Here is a 25,923-nt window from a genome sequence, read left to right on the forward strand (position 1 = left end):
TCAGATCACGCAGGGGATGTTTTTGGCGACGGGTCATAGCAGGGCACCCAAGGGTTCCCTACTATCTTGACAGCCGCCTATAAAAAATGGCGATATTCGAGTCAAATGACCCACTAGTAAGATTCCCAAAAATTTAGGATTTGGAGTGATGGCGATCGCTCAGCTCAAACACGCCATAGCCCCACGGTGGCAGATCGAAATAAAGCCCTGCCGGATGAATTGTGCTGTCAGGGCGATCGTACGAATTGGAGTGCATCAAATCTTCAAGGTGAATGGTGCTGTCCAGGTCATTAAAAGGGAGGCTGACATAGAACTGGCTCTGGTGCGGAGCGTAGTTCACCACCACTAAGCCATGGTGTTTGTCGTCAGTCCAGCCAAAGGCAATGGCGTTATCCGCTGTCCAGTTGCCGTCCCAGGCGGGTTGAGCCTCTAACAATTGCCAGGTTCCTTCCCGGAAGAGGGGCTGCTTTAATGTTTGAAGTAACCGCTTATAGAACTCCTCCAGGCGCGGATCAACAGGTTCTTGAGGGCCACGATTTAGATGAATCGAGATTCTATGCCGATAGCCCTCCCGCTGCCCCTGATGAAAGAAGCGTAAGCCAGGGCAAAAGAAGGAGATGATGGCTGCCGCTTCATGGACGTCTGGTGGAAAGGCTGTTGCTGCGCGCTGTTCGTCATGGTTTTCCAGAAAACGGGCTGATTTGTTTTGATAGTCCAAGTCGGCCCAGAAGTGCTCGCGAACGGGGCGGGCATGTTGCTCACGCAGGCGATCGTACAAACCTTTGTCGTAGGTGAAATCAAAACCTTTCTGTTGCAGCACCCACTCCATATCCCAATAGACCTCCGCCATGAATACAAAATCAGGATGGAGGGCGCGCACTTTTTCAAATGCCCGTTCCCAAAACGGCTCCATTGGGATGCCCCAGATGCGCTGAAAGATTTCCGGCAGGATGAGCATGGCCATATCACAGCGCACACCATCGCAAAGTTGAGCGATCGCCATCAACTCATCTAACTGAGCCATATGCAAATTGGAATTGCCATAATTCAGCTGCAACGTATCACACCAACCGGGAAAGTAAGGATCGCGCCCATAGGCAAAGACCTGTTCACCGGATGCGAGCTTGATACGACAATAGTTTTCGGGTTCTTGTGCTAACTGTTCTTCTGTTCCTTGAATGTAGAATTCAGGATTGGTTTGCACCCAGGGATGATCGGGGGCGGTGTGATTGGGCACGAAATCGAGCATCAGCTTGAGGCCGCGCTGGTGAAGGCGATCGCGCAACCGTTCAGCCATTACATGACCACCGATCGCAGTATGTACGGTGTAGCCGGTTACAGCAAAGCAAGAGCCGCAAACGTCTTCATCGTTCAGATCCGACAAAAGCTGGCGGTGTTCCTCCATCCAGACCGGGTTTGAGCGAGATACCTGTGGGGCAGCGGTGCCGGTTTGCCAAATCCCTAAGACGTAAATCCAGTCGAATCCTGCGATCGCCCACTCATCGAGCAGTGTATCCGGAATATCGTCTAGCGTTGCAGGACGGTTGAGCTGCTTGGCGAGAATTTGTAACAGGACACGGGTGTTGACCTGATACAGCAGGGGATGACGGGATGAAGCCATAGAAAACACTGGGTTACATGGGGACTGGGTTCGCAGGAATCCCTCCAGCCATCTGACTGCGCACCAAGGAGCTGTAGCAGGGCACAGGTCGGAGGAGAGATTCTCGGATGATTATCCAATACCACCTGTGAATAGAAATCTAGAGAAGGGATGTACTTAACCTCAATTCGGGATAAGCCCAAGAGCCCATTTTGTCGTGCGCATAGCGCACGACAAAATGGGCTTTTTCGAGGGGCGCGCCTTGCGCGCCCCTCGAAAAAGCCCTTAACCCAAACTGAGGTTACTTATGGTCAGGTTTCTTATTGCTCAAGCAGCTTTTGAAAGGCCTGGAGGATGGTGTGATGGCGATCGCCCGCCACCCACGTCACGTCATCATGTCCTGCCCCTTCCACCCAGAGAGACAGCTTGGGTTCGGCGGCCGCTTCATACAAGGCCCGCCCGTGAGCAACGGGAATCGTTTCGTCTGCCTCGCCATGTATGACCAGTACTGGGCAATCCACCCGCTGAAGCTTCTGGCGATTTGAAAACTTGTCAAAGGGCAGTAGCGGAATTGGAAGCACAACCTGAAATGCCGAGGTGAATGTGCTCTCTAAAATCAACCCGGCAACGGAATGGCGGGTTGCTAATTCTGTTGCAGAACCACCTCCGACCGATCGCCCATACACAATAATGCGATCCGGTGGAACTTGAAGCTGTTGAGTTAAATAGTTATAGGCCGCTTCTGCGTCTTGATAAGCATTTCTTTCACCGGGTTTTCCAGTGCTTGTGCCGTATCCCCGGTAGTCGTATGCAAAAACGTTAAATCCCCATTCCTGTAACCGATCCAGAATAGGTTGAACATCTCCCAGATCCTCAGCATTGCCATGGATGTAGAGCAGGGTATAGGTTGCTTTGGGGTTAGGGAGATAAGTAGCTGAAATTCTTTCGTCTGGTGTGACCGGTAATTTAAGAATCTTATTGGAATCTTGATAGCTGGAGGGCTGTGGTAAGAAAATCATGCTATCAGCCCGGAAGAAGACATAGACGGCGAAGAAAGCATAGATAAAGAGGAGCGATCGCACGAATCGTCGCCAGCTTAACTCCCCAATTAATAGCTTCTTCAAGTGTGATTTTGACATATAGTATCCGAGCTTATTCGCATCCAAAAAGTAAAGGGCAAACGGATATTTGAGATGGTTTTTCTAGAAGAATTGATTGCTTTGAACAATACTTCTAGAAAAACGATTCAGGGTAGAAAAACGATTCAGGGCGCAGCAGGCGGAATTCCTAACGCTAATATTCCCCCAGAACGATGAACGCCATCGGAAATTCAGAAAAGTCTGTAAGGCTACCTTGGCTTCGGAGATGCACCCTTCTTCGTATGCACTTGTCTGCCTATTTGAAGAGTGGAATAACAGCCTCTTTTGGCTAAGGTGCTGGTAGGGAGAGAAGATTGCCAGGAGGATGTCAATGGATAGCGCCAAAGAAATGACGCCAAATGCTGGGTTGGATGCTGCTCGGCGGGACTTTGAGGCGGAGTTGGATAACGAGGATATTGATGCTCTCGTAGACCCAGACTTTACAACGCTTCCGTCAATTGAAGAGGAAGTCGGTTTAGAGCAAGTGGATCTGAACGAAGCGGTCATTGATACCCTTCCTGCCGATGATACGGACGACAATCTGGATGCCGATGACGACGGCATTGTCGATGCGGCGGATGACGACGAGGTAATCAGCGACCTCCCTCAGGAGATGACTGAATCCTACGGCACCGGCTTGCAGGGACAGCCGACCGATCGCACAGGTCGCTATTCCCGCCGGGGTAGCTATCTTCAGGCTGAACCCGACTACGTCATTACAGGTGGTGATGTCGATGCCAGCTTTGAAGATGCTGCTGTGATGGGCGAAGAAGGCGTCGGCGGAACTGTTGCCACCCCTGATCAGGACATTGTCGAAGATCTGGCTGCTGCTGTTGGTATTCAAACGGACGATCGCAGCTTCCTGCGGACCAATGACATGTTAGAGGAACGAGACGATCGCCGCTGGGAACTCGACCCCAAGTCCTCTGAAGACTACACCGATCGACGGGAGCGGGAGTAAGCGGTTATTGAGAAGCTGATTTTGCGCGGTTATGACCGATGCAAGATTGCTTTTTAGAGCTGTTTGAAAAGTTGATTTTCGTGCGCGTTGAGCACGAAAATCAACTTTTCACGGAACTTTTCAAGCGGCTTCTTAGAACGGAAATCAGGACGATAAATGGGGTGAGTTTTTCAGCTACCTTGATGGGGCGGTGGCCATCCCACAAGAATTGCAGCTTGCTTTGATGCGTGTTTCGCCAAGATCCGTTGTGCTGACTCTTTAGATGGTGGCTGGAGTCGCACGATTCACGTAAGACATTGATGGACGCAGGAGCCAAAAACGTATGAAATCCCCAAGGGATGAGATGTCAGACCCGGACGGGCGAGAAAGGATAGATTACCCCTCTACCCCTTACACCAGAAGAGGGGTATCTGAATTAGAGCGATCGCGTGACCTGGACTTTGATCCATTTGAGGAGCCCGAAAGCGATCGCATTCGCAGACAGGCGCGATGGAAATATACCCTGATTGGGCTCGGAATTGGGGTGGCTCTAATGACCGGCTGGGGTGCGATCGCATCACGAAGATCAGAGCCCATTGCCACCAGACCCACGGTCGCTGCTCCCGGCCAGAGTGTAACGGCTACGGCGGTCGCGATAACCCCAGTGACTCGCACGTTAAACGTAACGGGTACTGTGGCGGCAACAGATTTATTACCCGTGTTGCCCGAAGTAACGGGCTTGCAAGTACAACGGGTGTTAGTGAGCGAAGGTCAAACGGTGCAGTCTGGTCAGGTGTTGGCTGAGCTGAACAATTCAGTTTTGCAGGCTCAGTTGCGCCAGGCTAACGCCGAGGTCGCTTCTGCCCAGGCAACGGTTCAGCAACAGCAGGCTGCCCTGGCTCAGCAACAGGCCACCCTGGCAGAGGCCGAAAGTAACCAGCGACGCTATCAACAACTGTTTAATCAGGGGGCCATCAGCCAGCAGGAGCTAGAGTCCCGTACTACGGCTGCAACGACCGCGCGAGAAACGGTCGGTGCGGCTCAAGCCGCAGTCAATAGCGCTCAGGCAGAGGTGCAGAGCAGGCAGGCCCAGGTTCAACAGCTGCAAACGCAACTCTCCCAAACCGTTGTGCGTGCTCCTGCGGCTGGAGTGATTGCCGAGAGCCTTGCCAAGGTAGGGAATGTCACCTCTGCCAGCAACCAACTGTTCACGATTATTCAGAATGGCAATTTACAGTTGGAAGCTAAAGTGCCTGAAACGGAGTTGCCTCAGGTGCGAGTGGGAGAGTCTGTGCGAGTTACATCAGATAGCGATCGCCGGGTTAACCTCCAGGGCGAGGTTCGCGAAATCGACCCGCTCGTAGATCCCCAAACCCGCCAGGCCACCGTACGGATCAGCCTGCCTGAGAGCCCACTCCTGCGACCGGGGCTGTTCTTACGCGCTGCTGTAACGGTACAAACGGCGCAAGCTATGACAATTCCTGCCGATGCCGTTCTGCCGCAAAACGATGGGAATTCAATCGTCTACGTGCTTCAGGACGATAACACCGTTCGGGCTACTCAGGTTGATGTGGGTGTACGGACAGTCAGCGAGGATCCCAACCAGACCCGAGTAGAGATTCGCAAAGGGCTAGAAATCGGCGATCGCGTTGTCGTTGAAGGGGCCGGATATGTGCGTGATGGCGATCGCGTCCAGATTGTACCAGGAGCGATCTAACGCCTTGAAAGGATACGGCGTTCATCCTGCGATCGCCATTCATACCCGCAAGAGCAGACTGAACCGCTCGCTCTGGCTTGCACCGTTAACCTGACAACGAAACCTGCCCTCGCCATCATCGTTACCGATTTCAAGGGCGGGTTGGTCAAGACGCTTGGGTTACGTTGTGACGCTCAAAGTCCCCCAGGAGCGATCGCCCTCATTTCTCACTACTTATCCTCCCCCTCCCTTTCCCATGTCCTTTAACATCTCCGCCTGGTCCATTCGTAGTCCCGTTCCAACCATCGTCCTGTTTCTGGTTTTAACCGTTGCCGGTTTAGTTGCCTATCCATTTCTCGGCATTGACCAAAACCCCAACGTTGACGTTCCCGCAGTAACCGTTAGCGTCGCACAGCCCGGTGCGGACCCATCGGAGTTGGAATCGCAAGTCACGAAGCCTGTAGAAGATGCTGTCGCCAGCCTGGGCAACATTGACGAAATTGTTTCCACCGTGAATGATGGGCTTTCGACCACGACGGTAAATTTTGTGTTGGGGACGGATAGCGATCGCGCTACCAATGACGTACGCAACGCTATCTCCCAGATTCGCCAGGATTTGCCCGAAGACATCAACGAGCCTGTGGTAGAACGGGTTGATTTTGCCACAGGCGGCCCTGTTGTCACCTACGCGGTAGTCTCACCCCAGCGCTCGGTGACCGAGCTGAGTACGCTTGTGGACGAGGAGATTAGCCGAGCATTGCTGGCAGTATCGGGGGTAGCCCAGGTCAATCGCATTGGCGGAGTTGATCAGGAAATTCGCATTGACTTAAACCCGGCTCGCCTGGAAGCCCTCAGTATCACCGCAACCCAGGTGAATGAGCAAGTTCGGGCGTTTAACACCAACCTGCCGGGTGGGCGCACTACGATTGGTGACAGTGAGCAGACCATTCGCACCCTGGGCAGTGCTCCGACTGTAGAAGCGTTAAGTCAGTATCAAGTTTCCCTGCCGCAAGGGGGTTTTGTCTCGTTATCTAGCCTGGGCACCGTGACCAGTGGGACGGCGGAAGTGCGGCAAACGGCGAGGCTTAACAATCAACCTGTGGTTGCTTTCTCGGTGCTGCGGAGTAATGGCAGCATCCTGGTTGCGGTTGAAGAAGGGGTTAGGGAGGCGATCGCCACCCTTCAACAAACCCTGCCATCGGATATCAAATTAGAACTGATTAACAACGTTCAGGCGCAATACATCCGAGAATCCTACGCTGCGTCTGTGGAAGCGGTGGTATTAGGGGCCGTATTGGCGGTTGTTACTATTTGGGTCTTCCTGCGGGATTGGCGGGCGACGTTGATTACAGCGGTGGCTTTGCCTCTGTCCCTCATTCCCACATTCGCCATCCTCAAAGCGTTTGGTTACACCCTCAATAACATGACCCTGCTGGCGCTGGCGCTGGTGGTTGGTATTTTGGTGGATGATGCGATCGTCGAGATCGAAAACATTGAGCGACACATGCAAATGGGGAAATCTCCCTTTCGTGCTGCGCTGGATGCTTCAGATGAGATCGGCCTGGCCGTTGTTGCCACTACAATGTCGATCGTCGCGGTGTTCGGCCCTGTTGCCTTTATGACGGGTGTGGTCGGGCAATACTTCCGTCCCTTTGGTGTGACCGTTGCAGCATCAGTGCTCTTCTCGCTGCTGGTAGCCCGAATGGTCACTCCGTTAATGGCCGCTTACCTCCTGAAAGACCATAGACACAAGAGCCCTACTAGAAAGCAGAGACAACGAGAAGCCAGCCTGCAAAGGGGCGATCGCCCCCCTTCCCCTCCCAATCCACTTACGCCTAACGAAGTTCCCCATGGTGGAACATCGACCCGGCCTGAACGGCAACGGCGCGATCGCCTGGTGGAGTTCTACCATCCGCTACTGCGCTGGTCATTGCGGCATCGGGTTACGGCATTGGCGATCGCCCTCGGCTTCTTCATTGCGAGTTTACTGCTGCTGCCATCCATCCCGGTTGGGCTATTTGGTCGAGAGGATCTGGGATTGGCGACTATCTCGATGGAGCTACCGCCAGGTTCAACATTGGAAGACACCGATCGCGCTACTCAACAACTCACCCGCTTACTTCTAGAAAACCCCAATGTCAGCCAGGTGCAGACGGATGAGCAGGTCAACTCAGCGACTCTCTATGTGAAGCTAAAACCCAAGGGGGAACGGGAATCTCAACCCGAGTTTGAGAATGAATTTCGGCCACAGTTTAGCCAAATTCCGGGTGTGCGGTTGAGCTTTTCTCGAGGCGGGCCGGGTGGCTCGCGAGAACTGTCTGTCGTTCTTAAGAGCGAAGACCCCAATGCTCTGACCCAAACGGCTAACGCTCTGGAAAAGGAAATGCGCCAGGTTCCGGGTTTAGTGGAAGTTGTGTCAACGGCCAGTCTGGTAAAACCGGAATTGCTCATTCGTCCTGATCCCGTACGGGCTGCCGACCAAGGGGTAACGGTGCAAGAGATTGCTGGTACGGCGTATCTGGCAACCCTGGGAGGAACCGAGGCAAGTCTCGCGAAGTTCAACTTGCCCGATCGCCAAATTCCTATTCGCGTTCAAATTGATCCACGTTATCGCAACGACCTTGGCACTATTGAGAATTTGCAGGTACGTAAGCAGGATGACACGCTCATTCCGCTTCAAACTGTTGCAGATATTAGCTTTGGTAGTGATCCCTCACAAATCGATCGCTACAACCGATCGCGCCAAATTACCGTAGAAGCAAACCTTCAAGGCATCGCGTTAGGGAATGCTCTACAACAGGTCAACGCCCTTCCAGCCCTACAAAACAAACCGGCCTCCGTGCAACAGGAACGGGCAGGGAATGCCAAAATCATGCGCGAGCTATTTGGCAATGTCGGAGCAGCATTGGCGGCGGCGGTTGTCTTTATCTTTGCTGTGCTGGTGCTACTTTTCAATGACTTTTTGCATCCACTCACTATCATGGTGGCCCTGCCCTTTTCGCTAGGGGGCGCATTTGTCGGATTGCTTCTAACTGGGAAGGAAATCGGGTTATACGCCCTCATTGGGATTGTGCTGCTGATGGGACTTGTGACCAAAAACTCGATTCTGCTGGTGGACTATGCAATTCTCAACCAGAAGGAAGGTAAACCCCTGTTCCAAGCTGTACTGGACGCAGGTGTTGCCCGCCTACGGCCGATCTTGATGACCACGATCGCCATGATTGCGGGGATGCTACCCATTGCCATGGGCCTTGGGGCTGGCTCTGAAGTTCGGAGCCCAATGGCGATCGCGGTAATTGGCGGTCTCACTACCTCAACCCTGCTGACCCTGGTGATTGTTCCGGTGATCTTCACTTACATTGAGCGACTGAAGGATCGTATTTTTGAGCGGTTTCTCCACGATGCAGTGCGGCGTCGGGCGCAGGATCAGGATGGTGATGGGGGAGAGGTGGGCGATCGCCCTCGCACTGAGGAGCCGCTCTCAACCCGAAAGTGACAGCGTTAGAACGGACGCACTTGTGTGGTGTACTTTGCACACCACACAAGTTTTTTAGGGTGTCGTGTTGCTCCGTTGCATGATTCTGGGTGGAATTAACTGTACATCCGCAGAGCCGTCTGTGTATTGAACGGTTGTGAGGCGCTTTATCTCGCTCTTGTTATGGGTGAGCATCATAGCAACAACTGTGATCACAATCAGGCTTGTATCGCCCAGTAAACGAATGAAGCGTAATAGTGAAGTATGCATCATTCTAGAACTCCTTCCGAAAATTGGGCTACAGGGTTCACACCATAGTTGAAATGTGTTGCCGAATTCTTGTATCAATCGTTTTTGAGGGTGTGAATTGTTGTGTAACAACATCACGCAACAATTCATACAAGTGATCGAATGTCATAGTTCTGCTTTAGCAAAGCGTATTGCTCCAGGTCTTCCAGTTTTCCCCGATGGCAAACGTGCTGCTTCAGGCATCCTTCATAGGTCATACCGCTCTTCTGCAAAACCCGAGCAGAGGCAGAATTGCGGGCCAAACAAGTTGCATAAATGCGGTTCAGCATCAAACTTTCAAACCCAAACTGGATGAGTCTCTGAGTGGCCTCCGTGGCGTAGCCTTGACCCCAGTAAGGTTGACCAACCCAGTAACCCAGCTCAGCGCAGGCATCTGCGGGACTGAGGGTGAGGCCCACGGCTCCAATGAGCGTGTGGTTTTGTAGAGCGATCGCATAAACCACAGCCACACCCGCCTCATAATCTGGAGCATGGGTTGCGATCCACTGCTCGGCCATGCCGTCTTCGTAAGGATAGGGGATACTGCGGGCGGTGTGGGCGATCGCCCCATCCTCCATAAATCGTTGCACGAGGGGCGCATCAGCCAGGGTAAAAGGCCGGAGCAGCAAGCGATCGGTTTTTAGGTTGGGTTGCGGTGTAACCATGAGGTTGCCTCGCATCATGAGAAATAGCATCTGGTCGTACCCCCTCGTGAAGGTTTCTACTGCTGAGTGTAGGGGTTGATTTTGAGATTCCACATCACCGAGTCGTCTAGTCTCATGGGTCACCCAATCGGGTGAATCAAGCGATAACCGGATTGGGGCGATCGCATGAAGTTCAAAACCTCTAAACCAGAGAATCTAGGAGCATCACAAATGTTTGAGTGGAGATACCACAATGCATCCATCAACGTTGGCAAAACCCACGGTTTGTATTTCCGCAGAAGCAATGGCTGAGCTACATCTCACAGCTTTTGTGCATGGTGCTCTGCAAATGACCGCATCCGGTGGATACTCCGGTGAAGCGGCTATGGCTCTGCTAGATCAAGCCTGGAGTGCTCAAAAACTGCTGTGGAAATTGCGCGAACAATCTTACTAATCAGGAACCCTTCGTGCAACGTCCTGTTTCGATCAAGCACCAGAATTCACCCGACGGTAGGGGGAATTACAAGTTTCCTCTACCGTAATCTTTTGGGGTGGTTCCGGTCGCTAACCCTTCGGAAAGAACAATACAGAATACGGCTATCAATTCCATTGCTACATGATTCAAGTCCTCTAGAAGGCGATTGCATGAGAAGCCTCCCCTTTCCCAATACATTCAGAACCACGTGGCTGCACTGGCAGGAATCCTTTCAGCATCGCCAGCAAATGTCAGGCCGGGTGGCATCGGAATTTTTGGTGTGGCGGCGTAGCTTTATCGGCGATCGCGTGCGGTTACTAGCCTGGATGGTGCTGTTCGCCGTTAGTATCAGCTTTACGTTGAATATGACGTTCACAATTCCCATGCTGAATGCAGCGGGAGACCCCAGGATGCTGATTGTTGGGGAGCGGCTGAGGCGTATTGTTGAGCTTGCTCTCACCGAAATTGTCTGTGGGGTTATTGGGGTCGCGTTGACCTATCACCCACTAACTCGCAAGCAGCCCGAGAAAGTCGTGTTGCTCATTACAGCATTATCGCTGTTTCCCTCCCAGGTGCTTTCAATTGTGCGAGGTGAGGCGCAGTTTGATGCTGACATTTGGCTGCTTTATTATGCGGCTCAGGCGATCGTTATCCCCGTCAAGTGGGAATTACATTGCCTGTCGCAGGCCATAGTTATTGGATACTCGGTCATTCCGTTTCTAATGGGATGGCGTGATCCGGATGTTTTGTTCTCTGCAACCTATGTTCTGGGTGGTCTTTATATTGGATTGATGTGTGTGGTTGCTAATGTAGGAGTTTTCTTGCATGAACAATCGATCCGGCGGGAACATGACTTGCGCCAGCAATTGCGAGTATTTCTCCATGCCGTTTCCCATGATCTGCGTAATCCCGTGATTGGGATGGGAATGACCCTCAAAAGCTTCCTCAATCCATCTGGACGGCCAGCCCAAATTCCACAGGATTTGTTGGAGCAGATGATTAAGAGTGGCGATCGCCAACTCGAACTCATCAACTCCCTGCTCGAAGCCCACGTAACGGAGCTACATGGGGTTACGTTGCATCCTCAACCAATCCAGCTAGAGGCTCTTGTTGATTCCATCCTCTGTGACTTTCAACCCTTTTTTAAGCAAGAAAAAACCAGTATCACATCGAATCTTTCCGTGAACCTTCCCACGGTTCATGCTGATGCACTTCACCTTCGACGGGTGTATGAAAATCTCATCACCAATGCATTGAAATACAATCGTCCGGGCTTACGCATAACCCTGGATGCGGAAGTGATTGCTGGCAATCTACACAAAAAAGTATCGGCATCCTCTCGATGGCTTCGGTGCACGGTGAGTGATGACGGGGCTGGGATGACCCCACAACAGTGTGCCCACCTATTTGAACTCTACACCCGTGGCCCTAACAAGCGGCAATCGCTCAGCTTGGGCTTAGGGCTTTACACCTGCCGTCAGATTATCACTGCCCATCGTGGCGAAATCGGTGTACAAAGTATTCCAGAAGTGGGCTCAACATTCTGGTTTACCCTCCCCCTGGATGTGTAATTAACCTCAGTTCGGGTTAAGGGCTTTTTCGAGTGCCGCGCTTCGCGCGGCACTCGAAAAAGCCCATTATTGCGTGTGCGTCGCGTACGCAATAATGGGCGGTTCGGCTTATCCCGAACTGACGTTAATTAACTTACAGCGCTTTTCAAGCGTTTAAAATCTGGTTGTTTTTGTGAGAGCCGTGAGAAGCGCGGCTCTCACAAAAACAACTGTGGCTAATTCAAGTGCAAAGCGCTGTATTTAGTATTTAGCCCACCAAACCCGATCGCAACGCTGTAACGGCAGCTTGCACTCGATCATTCACCAACAACTTATTCAGAATACCCCGTACATAGGTTTTAACTGTGTGCTCACTCAAGTACAACGCCTTGGCAATGTCAGGGTTGCTGTAGCCCTCGACAATCAATTGCAGTACTTCCAACTCCCGTTCCGATAAAGTTCCAGCCGCTGTAGATGGAGCCTTTTTAGTCGCAGGGGTTGGCGTTTTAAGTTGGGTAATGACCGATTGGGCAACTTGTGCATCTAAATAGGTTGCCCCTTCGTAAACCACCTCGATCGCCTTCACCAACTGTTCTACACTTGTCCCCTTTACACAGTATCCATCGGCCCCGCTCGACAACGCCGCAACTACTTCTGTCTGATCGGTATGGGAGGTGAGCATGATCACCTTCATCTCAGGATGCTTTTGCTTAATCTGCTGAGTCGCCGCGATCCCATCCATATGGGGCATTCCCACATCCATCACAACGACATCTGGCTGTAATTCCGTCGCGGCTTTAACCCCTAAATATCCATCTTCTACGACTCCTGCAATCTCCAGTTGAGATTGCGTCATCAACGAATGCTTGAGCCCAATTCGCATCATCGGATCATCATCTACCAACAGAAGTTTGATTAGGGCATTGGGTGAAGTCTGCATGGCGATCGCAATCAAGGGAGCATAGCAACTATAGCCTTTGTCTCGTTAGCCAGGGTCTGTTTTAAAGGTTGTTTTTCGCGCCCTAAGCGCACGAAAAACAACCTTTCAAGGGAGCTTTAGACCATGCCCTTGATATACCAAAGGGCGATGCACTGCACTGCCCTTTGGCATGTATAAAGTTAAGTTTTGGTGCGTCAAACACACCAAAATTCAACCGCTTTAAGCCGCCAGCCCACTATGCCGCAGCAAGGGCTTCGTATCTGGCTCACGTCCCCGGAATGCTTGGAACACTTCCATGGGATGCTTACTGCCACCTAGAGCAAGAACCGTATCGCGGAATCGACGACCCGTCTGGGCGATCGCCCCTTCATCCTCCAATCCAGCTTCCTCAAAAGCGGCAAACGCATCTGCACTGAGAACCTCAGCCCACTTGTAGCTGTAGTATCCCGCTGCATACCCACCCGCAAAAATGTGGCCGAAGGCACACAGGAAGCGATCTTCCGGTAACGGCGGAATCACCGTCGTCGTCTTAGCAAGACGCAGACGGACATCATTGGCCGTCTCCGAGCCACCTGGCTGATAACGGTGGTGCAGTTCAATATCCGTCAGGCTGAAATGCAACTGACGTAACATCCCACTCCCACTCATAAAGTTACGGGCTGCCAAAAGCTTCTGATAATCTGCATCAGGCAACGGTTCGCCGGTTTCATAGTGGCGAGCCATGTTGAAAAGAGTGGGGCGATCGTAGCACCAGTTTTCCATAAACTGGCTGGGCAACTCCACTGCATCCCATTCCACGTTGTTGATCCCTGCTGCAAGGCCATAATCCACACGGGTCAGCATATGTTGCAGACCATGACCGAACTCATGGAACAGCGTGGTGACTTCCTCAAAGGTCATAAGACTGGGCTTATCATCCACTGGAGGCGTCTGGTTACAGGTAAGGTAGGCCACCGGTAGACGCACCTGACGCACACCGTTTTCGGTGAGAACAGCGCGGTTGATGCAGGTATCCATCCAGGCTCCCCCCCGCTTCTCGGCGGGGCGGCTGTAGGGGTCGAGGAAGAAGTAGGCGATCGCCGTCCCATTCTCATCGGCTACCTGGAAATAGCGCACATCGGGATGCCACACCGGCGCTTCCCCATCCGCCGAAGTAATGGTGATCCCAAACAGCCGCTTGGCCAGGGAGAACAGTCCATCCAACACTTGCTCCAGCGGGAAGTAGGGGCGCAGTTCCTCGGTGTTCAGGTCATACTTGGTCTCCCGCAGCCGCTCAGCCCAGAAGGTAATATCCCACAGTTGCAGGTCGTCTCCTTCGGGCGCACCTTGCTCTTTCGCAAAGGTCTTCAGCGCTTCCAGGTCTTCCTTCGCTGCGTCGTAGCTGGCCGATCGCAGAGAATTAAGTAAACCTTCCACGGCTTCCACATTGGGGGCCATCTTGCTGGCGAGGCTCAATTCCGCATAGCTGTCATAACCCAACAGCCCCGCCATTTCTTTCCGTAGGGTGAGAATGCGCTCAATCAACGGCTGATTGTCGTACTCCCCCGATGCCGCGCGGGTCACATGGGCACGATACATTTTCTCCCGCAGGTCACGGCGACGGCTGTGTTGCATGAAGGGTAAGAAGCTGGGCATATCCAGCGTAAAGCGCCAGGGGCCATGTTCGGGAGTAGCGTCGTCGGCTCCAGCAACACGAGCGCCCTGGGCGGCTTGTGCCAGAAGGCTGGCCGGTAACCCTTCCACTTCTTCGGGTTGGGTCAAGGTGAGGCTGAAGGCTTTAGTGGCATCCAGCACATTATTGGAAAACTTGGTGGAGAGGTCAGCCAGCTCCAACTGCATGGTGTTAAAGCGCTCCTTCTCTTCTCCTTGGAGCGCTACACCCGATAGCTCTGCATCCCGAATGGCGGCCTCGATGATGCGGTGTTGGGCCTCGTCTAACTGGCTCCAGGTATCGCTATCCCGCAGAGCCACATAGCCCTTGTAAATCGCTTCACTTTGGCCCAGCCGGATGTAGAACTTGACTACTTCCGGTTGCACTTCTTCGTGCGCCTGACGGAGTTCGGGGCTATTTCTCACCCCCATTAAGTGATTAACAATGCCCCACGTCCAGCCGAGGCGATCGCCCAACCGTTGCAACGGCTCTACCAGACCACTCCAGGTCGGCTCCAGGGTTTGCTCCAACTCCGTCAGGGAGTCGTGTAGCTCCGCCAGCAATTGCGTCATAGCCGGGACGACGTATTCTGGACGAATCTCGTCAAATGGCGGCAATCCGTGACCAATCAATAGCGGATTTTCAGTAGATGGAATCGTTGCAGTCATACAGGAATCCGAATTACTAAGGTGAACACAGATGCTGGGGGCTCCCAAACATCGGCAGCAGATCGCAAAATCAGGGCCATTCCCCCACGACAAGGGGGTGTTTTGCCGTCCTCTACAGGTTTCCTATCATGGCCTTCTTTCCCATTATGATCGACTGCAATCCAGGTGTGGATGGTGCGATCGCCCTCCTCCTTGCCCTGGCTTCTTCAGAACTCGATGTACTGGGTATTACAACCACTGCCAGAAATGCGGCGATGCCTATCCAGCCCACGGCTCGCCAAAGCTATAACTTAGCTCCACGTCTCGACATGAGTGTGTTTGCTGGACGTCCCTACCCGACGGTGCGCGCCCTTGCCACTGCCGAAGACGTCTATGGTTCTGGAAACTTGGCCGGGAGTTACCCTACCCGAACCCATTCTGCCCCGCAACCCCAACACGGGGTAAATTTTCTGATTGATAACAAGTAAAGTTAAATGCTTATCATTAGCATTTAACCCTCTGGAGCCGTTGGCCTTAGCATTCTCCCAGCAATTCTCATTTTGAAATCAGGCCCGAAAACTGCGCGCCAAAGGCGCGCAGTTTTCGGGCCTCAAAGCCAGGAGTTCACGCCCGTAGGGCGTGAACTCCTGGCTTTGAGGCCCATACTGAGAATTGCTGGCATTCTCCGATCGGATGAGGTACGAGAGATGAATGTGGGGCATTGCCCCACATTCATCTCTCGTACCTCACCCAATTGAAAAGGTTTATCAAAGGTAGCACCTAAGCCCCTGTGGGCTTGCCGGATTATCGTGAATGAACGAAAATACTGGGCAACTTTTGGGTACGATCGCCCTTTCTATGACCGAAACCTCTTTAACCCCCATCAATCGGCTAATGCTGGGCTCACCCCTGAGCCGTCGCCGTAACGCCATCATTCTGGTCAGCATTCTGTTGGCCATCCTCACCTTTGCCACGGTACAACTGCTGGCTATCTTCACCTCCCTCAAACCAGATGCCGCTCTGATATTTTTGACGGCCTTGGCAACGACTGCGCTGCTGTCCGTGGTGCCGGTCGCGATTCTGTGGTACCTCGATCGGCGGGAGCGGGAGTCACCCTGGGCGATCGCCGTGGCTCTGCTCTGGGGTGGCATTATCGCCACCGGATTGTCGGCTCCCATCAACGGCCAGATTATTAATCAGCTTGCCGGGTGGGTGTCGGAAAACCCGATGATTCAGGAGACCCTTGGCCCTCAGGCTGCTTTGTTAATTGGTGCGCCTATTGCAGGCCCACTGGTTGAGGAAACCATCAAAGGCATTGGTATTCTGGCATTACTGATTTTCCTCAATGCCGAGTTTGATAACATGCGCGATGGCTTTATCTATGGAGCCTTGGTGGGGATTGGGTTTAACTGGTTAGAGTCAGCGCTATACGTGGCCCAAACCTATGCTGAATATGGCTTTGCTCCCTGGGGTCTACAACTGGGGGCGCGGTTTGCTCTGTTTGGCCTGAGTGGGCATACGCTCTACAGTGGCATTTTGGGAATTTTTCTGGGTCTGATGCTGCAAACCACCCGAAACTGGGTGGGCTGGTTGGCAATTTTCCTCGGGTGGTTTCTGGCTGTGCTGGCCCATGCTGTGAACAATAGCTTGGGGCTGGTGTTTGCGATCGCCTCTCGTGCCGCTGGAGCTCCGACCCCGACCGGTGGCCCACCTCCCAACCCTGGTTTTTTAGAAACCTGGTTTCAAAAAAGTATTCTTGACCTGATTATGTACGCGCCGTTTATCCTGCTGCTGATCGTCATGCTGTGGCGCAGCGGTGTGTGGGAACGACGGGTTATTCGCGAAGAACTGTTGGATGAGGTCGGACAGGCGGTTACTCCTGAAGAGTATGAAGCTATTCGGCGCGATCGCATGTTCCAGAGCCGTCGAATTCCTTTTCTCAATAAACGCATCTCTGACCAGTTGGTCAAAGCCCAGCATGAGTTGGCATTTCGCAAACGTCGGGTGCGTAAGCTGGGGCTTGATTTGGAGACAGACCCACTCGTCCTGGGCTGGCGGCATGAGGCTCAGCGGTTGCGAGCGATGAGTTCCGATGGCGATCGCCCTATTGTCTAGCGCCAGCAGTTCTCATTATGAGCTTCAAAGCCAAGATTGCGCGCCCGACGGGCGCGCAATCTTGGCTTTGAAGCCCGAAAACCGCTTGCCGAAGGCAAGCGGCGGGCCCAATTCCATACTGAGAATTGCTGGTCTAGCGGCACATGGCTTCTCCAGAGACCGTCTTGATGAAATTGTGTAAAACCATAGCGTAATGGCTTTCCCTGCCAAGTAAAAGAATAGGTTGAGGCTTTGCCCCAACCTATTCTTTTACTTGGCCGTTTGGGTCAGCATAACGATGTCCTCAAACTGGAAGCGATCAACCAGTTGAGTGAGCGTTTGTGCTAACTCGGCATGTTCTGGTGGAATTTGCTGTACCAGTTGTAGAACTTGTTTAGCGTTGACCTTAGTAGCCGCCTGTCGCAGTTCTTCAATCCAGTTAGAGGGCATGGTGTCGAGGGTAATCGGTTCTGCTGCAACCGCGTCTTGAGGAGCGGCGACAGGTTCTGCAACGGTTGGTTCCCCATACACATATTGAACGCCCAGATGCTCTGCCAGCTTCTCGAAAATCTGGTGTACCTGGAAGGGTTTGCGCACAAAGTCATCGCAACCGGCTGCCAGGATGACGGAGCGGGCTTCTTCGAAGGCGCTGGCAGTGAGGGCGATGATTTTGGTGGGGGTGGTAAGTTTTTGGGCTGCTTCCTGGGTGCGGATTTGACGAGTCGCTTCATAGCCGTCCATGATGGGCATTCGCATATCCATCCAGATCAGGTGTGGGTGCCAGGTTTGCCAGAGGGCGATCGCCTCCTTCCCATTTTCTGCTTCTTGCAGCTCAAACCCCATGGGTACCAACAAATTGAGCAATAACTGGCGGTTCTCCCAGCGGTCTTCCACAATCAGGAGGCGGTATTTGGGCTGGTTGGGGGCGAGGGCAACGACGGGGGGAAGCGATCGCACTTCAACCACCTCTGCTGCATCAACCAACTGTACTGGAGTGGTAAAGGCGAACAAACTGCCGCGACCTGGTACGCTACTCACACGAATATCGCCGCCCATCCATTGCACAAATTTCTGGCTAATGGGTAACCCTAATCCAGTGCCCTGCCGGGATGTTCGCCCGGTTTCTGTCTGGGCGAAGGGCTCAAACAAGTATTTGATTTCATGATTGGCAATGCCGGGGCCGCTGTCCTCAATCTCGAAGAGTAAGGTGTCGATAGGAGGATCGAGGCTAACGGGGTTTGGGGCTCTTCGCACTCGCACGGCCACATAGCCTGTTTCTGTGAATTTGATGGCATTACCAATCAAATTCATCAACACCTGTCTCAACTTTCCCTCGTCGGTTTTAATGTGTTGTGGTACATTAGGCGCACATTCAAACCTCAGGTTCAGTTTTTTCGATCGCGCTTTCAGTTGAAACATTTCCTCAAGGGTGATCAGAAGCTGTCCTAAATTAAAGCTGTCTTCATTCAAAGCGACCTGCCCTGCTTCGATTTTTGACATCTCTAAGACATCATTAATTAAAGTCAACAGGTGTTCACCACTCCGGTTAATGATATTCAACTGATCTCGTTGGACGGCATTGATACTAGTATCCCGAGTCATGAGTTGTGTGAAGCCCAGAATTGCGTTTAAGGGTGTTCGCAGTTCATGACTCATATTGGCTAAAAATTCGCTTTTAGCCCGGTTTGCCGCATTGGCTTCTTCGGCTTTTTGTTCCAGTTGTTGACTGTAGCGTTCCAGTTGTTCTCGTGACTCCTGTAACTGCCGCGCCAGCCAACGTACCCCAACCGCAAGGCCCGCTACAGACACCAGCCCTACTAAAATGATTGTCCCGGCCAGTTGGCGGGCAGGAGCAAAGGCTTCTTCCTGCTGCATTTCGACCAGTAAGGCAATGTCCTGGTCATTCAGCCAGCGATATACGCCAATGACGGGCACTTGGGCATAGTTTTGGTATAATCCTGAGCCACTCAAACCCTGCATCGCCGTATCGATACCCCGGCTGCTAACTCCGCCCTTAAATTGTTGCCCTGGGGTCGATTCCTTCGAAATAAAACTGAACTCGTTCACCAGCGACCCAACCATATAGCTTTCGCCACTTTCCCCTAAACCCGTCCGTTCCCGAACGATTTGATCAACCTGATTGAGATTCAGGGTGGCGAGAATTGCACCCTGGCGCTTTCCGGTTTGATCATTGAGGGGAGCTGCGAAGGTCACGGTGGGTTTGCCTGAGGTCAGCGAGACGTAAAAGATGGGGGCAAAGCGATCGCCCGATGCTACTTCCTTCAAATACGTCACACTGGCCAGATTCGTGTACTGCCCCTTGCGGGCTAAATTGCTGGAAACTACAATGCGGTTGGTGCGATCCAGCACAAAGATTTCCGACAGATTCGGTTTAATTCGGACAACACCCTGGAGGTAATTACCCAGGGCAATCTCAGCAGATTGTCGGGTTTCGGGAGAGGGCGGATTGATCAGAACTTTAAGGTTGGACTGGATATCGGGAAACTGAGTGATCAGGAAAAAGTCTCGTTGTTGGTCCTCAAACCAGCGGGTGATTTCTTCCTCCTTTAGAGTGGCTGCGACGTTAAGCCGATTAAAAGCAGCCTGCTTCAAGGCATCCCTGGCCCGCAGAAAGGCCACCCCACCCACAATGCCCACTGTTAACAACGACAGCAATAGGAAGGTGCTGGCGACGCGAGTGGTGATATTGCGGGGGCTATCGCCGTTTGGGATGGCCGATTTTAGCGGTTTGATCATGTCCACTCATTAAAGATCTTTTGAACTTCAGCGATCGCATCCTCAGCCGCTTTTTCCGGAGCGACTCCATCCGCCACAATCCGGTGAATCGCCTTGCCCCAAACGTTCTCCTTCGTCACCACACTGTAAGCGGGGTGGTACACCGACGGGAAGGGGCGAGTGTTGGGCGAGGTCAGCACCTTGGCTCCAGCCGCAATGTGGGGGTCATTGGGGTTTGTCCAGTAGGGGTCATCCCAGAGGGGTTTGGCGATGGGCATATTCCGCAGTCCCGCTGCCTTCAGGTAGTTATTAATGGTGGCGGGCTGGACGAAGTCGGTGAGGAATTGTTTGGCGATCGCCTCATGACGTGAGCCCTTGAAAATCACGGCCTGCTTAATCGTCAGAATGTTCCGCATGGGCTTGCCGTTGGGCTTCGAGGGGAAACTCATCGTACCCAACTTGTTCTGATACACCTCCGGATCTTGCCGTGCCGTGGCTGGAATGGTCAGCGATGTGTTTGGGGTCATAGCCACCTGACGATTGAGAAAAACCGTGTTGTTATCAGGGTTAAGCCAGTTCACCGTGTCGGGTGGTACTACTCCATCTTTGAAGAATTGCGTGTACCACTTCAGGCTGTTCAAAATCCCCTCTTGCACTGCTGGATCGCTAATTTTTAGCTCTCCATCAGGGGTTAAAATCTGCACATCATAGGCCTCCAACACCTGCTCAAACAGGTAATACGTATCTCCGGCTTTGTCGGAGAAGGAGAAGCCCAATCCGTAGGTTTTGGGGTCTTGAGGCAGTTTCGCTCCCAGTTCCTTCCAAAAATTCCAAAATCCATCCCAGTCTTGAGGAATGTCGGCATCGGTGTAACCGGCTTGCTTCACCATATCCCGCCAGTAGGAAATAAAATTGCTGGATTGGGAAAACGGAACAGCGTAGTAGCTGCGCTTCTTCTCCGCATTGTTGTAGAACTGCACAGCCTCCATGATGGAGTCAGGATAGAGCGATCGCACCGTCTCCACCACATCGGTGACATCGACCAACTTGCCTTCCCATCCGAGTCTGGGGTACAGTCCCCGCTCGGCATTGTGGCTCATCACAATATCGGGCGGGTTGCCGGATTGCAAAGCGCGCTCGGTTTTCTGTGGAAAGTCATCGGTGGTATGGAAAATTAATTCCACGGGATTTCCTGTTTTCTTCCCCCAGTCGGCAACAACGGCCTGCAATGCCTCATCCTCTTCCAGGTTGAAACCCTTTTCCCACCAGATGGTCAGGGGGGCATCTGCCGTGGAGGGTGAGGCTTGAGGCGTTACCTCAACCTGTTGGGCTTGGGTGCAAGCAATGACGATGAAACTCAAAAGACTGGCTAAAAGGAATTTATAGGGCTTCTTGACAACGAAATGTTTAATGATCGGATGAATAATTTGCATGGGAACCTTGCGTCAGCTTGAGAATGTCTTCAAAGCGGAAGTGCTCGATTAAATACGTGAGTTGTTGGGTCAAGTCCTGATAATCGGCTGGAATTTCCTGAATGAGAGTGCGAATTTTTTTGGCATTGACCTGTAGGGCGGCCTGATGGAGTTGTTCGATCCAGGCAAGGGGCATGGTCGTGAGAAGGGTTGTGGCGAGGGTGGGGGATGGCGCGAGTACGTGGAGGGCGTTGTCTGGGATATCGTTAGGGCTGGCATAGGTGTAATGAACTCCGAGATATTGGGTCAGTTTTTCAAAAATGATGGCGGCGGTAACGGGTTTACGGACGAAATCATCACAGCCATGGGCAATCGCCACCTGCCGCTCTTCCTCAAAGGCGCTGCCAGTGAGGGCAATGATGGTGGTTGGGCGATCGCACCCCTGCACGGCCTCCAAACCCCGAATTTGACGAGTCGCCTCGTACCCATCCATCACAGGCATGCGGATATCCATCCAGATCAGGTGGGGATGCCAGTGCTGCCAGTGGGCGATCGCCTCTTCCCCCTGAGTTACGGCCTGCACCTCAAACCCAACTGAGGTGAGTAACTCCACTAAAAATTGACGGTTGTGGTTCTTGTCCTCAGCCACCAGGATGCGATAGGCCGGTTGGTCTGGAGCCAACCCCTGAACCCATTGGCTCAGACTTTGCAATTCGCGTGTGGCGGCTGCAACCGCATGCATGGCTACCTCAAAGGCAAAGACTGACCCTTTCCCCAGTTGGCTCTGAACCGTGATCTCCCCCCCCATCAGCCGGACAAAGCGCTGACTGATAGCTAAACCCAAGCCAGTTCCCTCCTGGCTTTCCTGCCCAGCATGGCTTTGCATAAAGGGGTCAAACAGGCGCGGGAAGTCTTCGGTCGGGATGCCAATACCCGTGTCTTCGATGGTGAAGCGCAGCGTAATAGGATGGGGTGGACGAGTGGAATCGTCTGCCCCTGTACCTATCCAGCCATTGACTTCAACATGCAGGGTAACTTGACCCCGAGAGGTGAATTTGATGGCGTTGGTGAGAAGATTCATCAGGATTTGCAGCAGTTTGCCGCGATCGCCCCGGATATAAGGGGGAACGTTGGGCGATCGCTCAAACTTCAGTTGCAGCCCTTTCGCGCTGGATTTGAGATATAGCATGGCGTAGAGCCAGTCCAGCAGGTGATATAAATCGAAGTCAGTTTCGTTGAGAGTGAGTTGACCCGCCTCGATTTTTGACATTTCCAGCACATCATTGATCAGCGCCAGCAGGTGTTCACCGCTGCGGTTAATGGTGTCGAGGTAGGTGAGTTGTTGGGATGAGACATGACCCCGCAGAAGCAATTGGGTGAAGCCGAGAATCACGTTGAGCGGGGTGCGCAACTCGTGGCTCATGTGAGAAAGAAACTGGCTCTTCGCCCGGTTGGCTATTTCTGCTGCTTCCAGGGCTCTACGGAGGGCTTCTTCACCCTGTTTACGCTGAATACCCAGGGCAATTTCATGGGCGATCGCCCCCATCGCCTCCAGACTGGCTGGCTGTAGAGGATACTTCGCAAACACGGCCATCACCCCAACCACCTGCTCCTCCACAATCAGGGGGTATCCTGCAAAGGCAACCACTCCTTCCCGTTCTACCCAGGCTTTGTCAGAGGTCCGGGGATCTTGCAGCAAGTCATTGGTCATATAGGGTTGGCGGCTGGTTGCAATGTACCCAATTTTGGTACTGCTTGAGACGATGCGGCTGTGATTCCCATCCAGGTAGCAATACAAGCCAGCGCTGGCCTGTAGCTCTAACAGACCCGTTTGTTCATGTCTAGTCCAGATACGGGCAAAAGCGACATCCAAATGCTGGAACAGTGCTTCGGCACAGCTTCCCAAAATCTCTTGAAGAGTGCTTCCCTGGGTTAATGCTAGACCGACATCGGCGGTTAGCATGGCAAGCCGTGTGCGTTCTTGCAGAGCCGCTTCAGCCTGCTTATGTTCGGTAATGTCTTCGACCAACCCCGAAGTCAAAACGGTATGGCCCTGAGCATCACGAATTGCTGAAACGGTCAGTCGAACCCAAATGATTTGTTTATCTTTGCGAATGTAACGCTTTTCCATCTGATAAGCGTCAATCCGACCGGCTAGTAATTCACGATACTGTTCTAAATCTAAGATCAAATCATCAGGGTGAGTATAGTCATAGAAGCTGAGCGCATACATTTCTTCTTCTGTGTATCCTAATAACTTCATGCATGCTGGGTTGTATGCAATAACAGTTCCATCCGGTTTGATTAACCCAATTCCCACAGCCGAATTTTGAAAGACTAATCGGAATAAAATTTCTCGTTCCTGTAAAGCGGCCTCTGCATGTTTATGGGCGCTAATATCTTCAATAATTGCGAGGTTATATTGCACCTGGCCCTGGCGATCGCGCACTGCCGAGACATTTAACCGCCCCCAGACTACCTGCCCATCCTTACGGATATAACGTTTTTCAAGCTGATACCCATCCTGCTTACCCGCCATCATTTCCTGCGTCAGCGCCACATCCCGCGCCACATCCTCGGGATAGGTAACATCTATGTAATGCATATTTCTGAGTTCAGCAGCACTGTAACCCAAGAAGTTTTGGTAAGCCCGATTGGCGTCCAGCAAAGTACCGTCAGGGTGAGAAGTGACAATGGCGATCGCCGCATTTTCTACAATCATTCGCAAGCGGCCTTCACTCTGGCGCAAACGGAAGCCGGTGTGCTCCCGCTCACTCCAGAGCACGATTGCTGCGATCGCCGACTGCAATAGCTCAAGCTCCGCCGTTTCCCAGAAATACTCAGACCCACACTGATCCAGCCCGAGGCATCCCCATAGCCCTCCGTCCAACTGCACGGGCACGTAGAGTAATGCATTGATCTGTAGCTGTTCTAAGTATTGTGCGACAGGTAATGTACCGGGTTGAAAATTTAATGGGTGCCCCTGTTCTAGCTGATCGATGCCCGCAGGAAAGCACGCTTCTAGGGGTTCCATGTCACCCTGGCGCGGGGAGATACCGGGAGCGCACCACTGGGCCCAAAGCCTCGGAATGCGACCGGCTTTACCGTTCCCCTGCAGATCGCCCTGACGCTGGTACTCATACAGATAGGCTCGACTGGCCCCACTCACCTTCCCTAAAACCTTCAGAAGCTCAGGGAACGGGTTGCTGTCTTTGGTCGCCAGCAAAATTTGTTGCACTTCCAGGAGTGCAGTGAGGTAGCGTTCCCGTTGAGGTGGCTGGGGCGGAGTGTCCTCGGTTAGGGACATGGACCATCGAACTAAACCCTACAGCCTTTGAATACCATAGAGGATTTCAGAAGATGGCAATTCGTTATGAGAATTATCGTTTTGAATGCGGCTGACGCATCAAACGATCATGTGCCAAACGTATGGTGAAAGGGGCACTTCGTGCCCCTTTCACCATACCCATGCATACGTCTATAGCGCTGTGCACGTTGATTAAGTACGGTGGTGTGGGGCACGAAGTGCCCCACACCACCGTTGCTGTACTTAACGCACTTGCACATTGCTATAGAAGACTATAATTCTCATCTTGAAATCAACCCTACCCAGCAATGCCTTCGTATTGCCGATGATGCTTGAGTAAATCTAAAAACGCATAGGCCGCTGGAGTGAGCAAAGCATCCGACAAAGTCGCCACACTAATCATCCGCGATAGAGGAACCGGCAGACTGTAGACTTTTACGTCTGCTGGAATCGGTTCTGCCGCCAGTCGGGGGCTGATAGCCGCTCCAATGCCCCGGGCCACCATATTCACAATCGTGGCATCCGAGCGAATTTTATAGGTGGCTTCTAAGCTGATGCCATGGTGGGCGCAGTGAGCGTAAACCATCGCATCACATCCATCTCCATCGGGGGCCATAATCAGCGGGTAACGGGTAACATCGCTCCAATCGAGCCGTCGGTTTGTTAGCTCAAAGCCGGGTGGCAGTAGAACGACGAACTCATCTCGCATCAGCTCCCAGGTTTCAAATTCGCTACCTGTTGGTAGATAGGTAATGCCAATGTCGGCACGGCCCTGACGCAAATCGGTTTCTACGTCGGGGCGATCGTCATATTCGGCAATGCGAATGGCGATCGCTGGATACCGCTGACAGAACTGTGCGATTACATCTGGCAAAATATGGGTTGCTGCACTGCGAAAGGCCGAAATCCTCAACTGGCCACCATCCAACCCTTTCGCTAGGTTTGCCTGGTTCACAATGTCATTCATCAAATACATCACCTGGCGCGCGCGCTCAACGACCTGCTGGCCTACAGGAGTGACATGGGCTCCATAGCGACCGCGTGAGAGTAGGACAACTCCCAGATCATCTTCCAGGGTGGCGATCGCATAACTCACCGCCGACTGCGACACTTGCAACCGTAATGCGGCTTCGCTGAAGCTACCGGAATCAGCGACAGCAATTAACACCTGAAGTTGTGACAACTTCAATGGGTTCAGGCGATGGTCATTCACAGCAATGCCTCCCAGAATGTCAAAACCATGCCAGGCCGCGGGCAAATGATCTATCGAATTCCTTGATGGACGTGATGCACTTCTCCTTTTGTTGGTATTGATACAATCCTTCACGA

At 52.7% G+C, this 25,923-nt stretch carries 17 protein-coding genes; 7 read left to right on the plus strand and 10 right to left on the minus strand.

All coding sequences use genetic code 11. The features are described 5' to 3' along the window. Positions 1 to 133: 133 nt before the first annotated feature. Positions 134 to 1,621, minus strand: a complete 1,488-nt coding sequence (locus H6F91_RS22710) for an alpha-amylase family glycosyl hydrolase (protein WP_190775548.1) — start codon at positions 1,619 to 1,621, stop codon at positions 134 to 136. A 299-nt stretch (positions 1,622 to 1,920) separates the two neighbouring features. Further along, positions 1,921 to 2,739 carry an alpha/beta hydrolase gene (locus H6F91_RS22715; RefSeq protein WP_190775547.1) on the minus strand — a complete coding sequence of 273 codons (819 nt, stop codon included), beginning with the start codon at positions 2,737 to 2,739 and terminating at the stop codon, positions 1,921 to 1,923. Between the two features lie 331 nt (positions 2,740 to 3,070). On the opposite strand from H6F91_RS22715, the gene H6F91_RS28045 reads away from it, so the two are divergent. The 3 genes from H6F91_RS28045 to H6F91_RS22730 all read left to right on the plus strand — a co-directional run bounded on the left by H6F91_RS28045 (position 3,071) and on the right by H6F91_RS22730 (position 8,871). Further along, a complete protein-coding gene (locus H6F91_RS28045; RefSeq protein WP_242035933.1) occupies positions 3,071 to 3,700 on the plus strand; it encodes a DUF6335 family protein in 630 nt (209 codons plus the stop codon). Between the two features lie 322 nt (positions 3,701 to 4,022). Beyond that, complete coding sequence (locus H6F91_RS22725) at positions 4,023 to 5,396, plus strand: efflux RND transporter periplasmic adaptor subunit (RefSeq protein WP_242035934.1); 1,374 nt, start codon at positions 4,023 to 4,025, stop codon at positions 5,394 to 5,396. A 235-nt stretch (positions 5,397 to 5,631) separates the two neighbouring features. Then, positions 5,632 to 8,871 carry an efflux RND transporter permease subunit gene (locus tag H6F91_RS22730; RefSeq protein ID WP_190775558.1) on the plus strand — a complete coding sequence of 1,080 codons (3,240 nt, stop codon included), beginning with the start codon at positions 5,632 to 5,634 and terminating at the stop codon, positions 8,869 to 8,871. Between the two features lie 54 nt (positions 8,872 to 8,925). On the opposite strand, the gene H6F91_RS22735 is transcribed toward H6F91_RS22730, so the two are convergent. Next, entirely contained in the window at positions 8,926 to 9,123 is a 198-nt protein-coding gene (locus H6F91_RS22735) for a hypothetical protein (RefSeq protein WP_190775546.1), read from the minus strand. A 122-nt stretch (positions 9,124 to 9,245) separates the two neighbouring features. Beyond that, positions 9,246 to 9,833: a GNAT family N-acetyltransferase gene (locus H6F91_RS22740; protein ID WP_206754963.1), complete on the minus strand. Its 588-nt coding sequence runs from the start codon at positions 9,831 to 9,833 to the stop codon at positions 9,246 to 9,248. A gap of 202 nt (positions 9,834 to 10,035) precedes the next feature. On the opposite strand from H6F91_RS22740, the gene H6F91_RS22745 reads away from it, so the two are divergent. After that, positions 10,036 to 10,236: a hypothetical protein gene (locus tag H6F91_RS22745; RefSeq protein ID WP_190775545.1), complete on the plus strand. Its 201-nt coding sequence runs from the start codon at positions 10,036 to 10,038 to the stop codon at positions 10,234 to 10,236. Between the two features lie 191 nt (positions 10,237 to 10,427). Next, positions 10,428 to 11,828: a HAMP domain-containing sensor histidine kinase gene (locus H6F91_RS22750; RefSeq protein WP_190775544.1), complete on the plus strand. Its 1,401-nt coding sequence runs from the start codon at positions 10,428 to 10,430 to the stop codon at positions 11,826 to 11,828. A gap of 247 nt (positions 11,829 to 12,075) precedes the next feature. Here H6F91_RS22750 and H6F91_RS22755 read toward each other — a convergent pair whose 3' ends face one another. Then, entirely contained in the window at positions 12,076 to 12,747 is a 672-nt protein-coding gene (locus H6F91_RS22755) for a response regulator transcription factor (RefSeq protein WP_190775543.1), read from the minus strand. 219 nt (positions 12,748 to 12,966) lie between these two features. Further along, a complete protein-coding gene (locus H6F91_RS22760; protein WP_190775542.1) occupies positions 12,967 to 15,066 on the minus strand; it encodes a M3 family metallopeptidase in 2,100 nt (699 codons plus the stop codon). A 128-nt stretch (positions 15,067 to 15,194) separates the two neighbouring features. On the opposite strand from H6F91_RS22760, the gene H6F91_RS22765 reads away from it, so the two are divergent. Then, the gene (locus H6F91_RS22765) at positions 15,195 to 15,533 is read left to right on the plus strand and encodes a nucleoside hydrolase (RefSeq protein ID WP_190775541.1); all 339 of its coding nucleotides are present in this window, start codon (positions 15,195 to 15,197) and stop codon (positions 15,531 to 15,533) included. 325 nt (positions 15,534 to 15,858) lie between these two features. Beyond that, positions 15,859 to 17,160 (plus strand): PrsW family intramembrane metalloprotease, encoded by a 1,302-nt coding sequence (locus tag H6F91_RS22770; RefSeq protein ID WP_242035935.1) that lies wholly within the window; start codon positions 15,859 to 15,861, stop codon positions 17,158 to 17,160. Between the two features lie 249 nt (positions 17,161 to 17,409). Here H6F91_RS22770 and H6F91_RS22775 read toward each other — a convergent pair whose 3' ends face one another. The 4 genes from H6F91_RS22775 to H6F91_RS22790 all read right to left on the minus strand — a co-directional run bounded on the left by H6F91_RS22775 (position 17,410) and on the right by H6F91_RS22790 (position 25,807). Beyond that, on the minus strand, positions 17,410 to 19,896 hold the full coding sequence (locus tag H6F91_RS22775; protein WP_190775540.1) for a hybrid sensor histidine kinase/response regulator: 2,487 nt from the start codon (positions 19,894 to 19,896) through the stop codon (positions 17,410 to 17,412). Next, the gene (locus H6F91_RS22780; protein ID WP_190775539.1) at positions 19,893 to 21,308 is read right to left on the minus strand and encodes an ABC transporter substrate-binding protein; all 1,416 of its coding nucleotides are present in this window, start codon (positions 21,306 to 21,308) and stop codon (positions 19,893 to 19,895) included. The genes H6F91_RS22775 and H6F91_RS22780 overlap by 4 nt, the downstream gene beginning before the upstream one ends. Further along, complete coding sequence (locus H6F91_RS22785) at positions 21,283 to 24,594, minus strand: PAS domain S-box protein (RefSeq protein WP_190775538.1); 3,312 nt, start codon at positions 24,592 to 24,594, stop codon at positions 21,283 to 21,285. Before H6F91_RS22785 ends, H6F91_RS22780 begins: the two co-directional genes overlap by 26 nt. A 298-nt stretch (positions 24,595 to 24,892) precedes the next feature. Further along, on the minus strand, positions 24,893 to 25,807 hold the full coding sequence (locus H6F91_RS22790) for a LysR substrate-binding domain-containing protein (RefSeq protein ID WP_190775537.1): 915 nt from the start codon (positions 25,805 to 25,807) through the stop codon (positions 24,893 to 24,895). Positions 25,808 to 25,923 lie beyond the last annotated feature (116 nt).

It is taken from the genome of Leptolyngbya sp. FACHB-8 (assembly GCF_014695575.1).
Lineage (GTDB): Bacteria > Cyanobacteriota > Cyanobacteriia > Elainellales > Elainellaceae > Vacuolonema.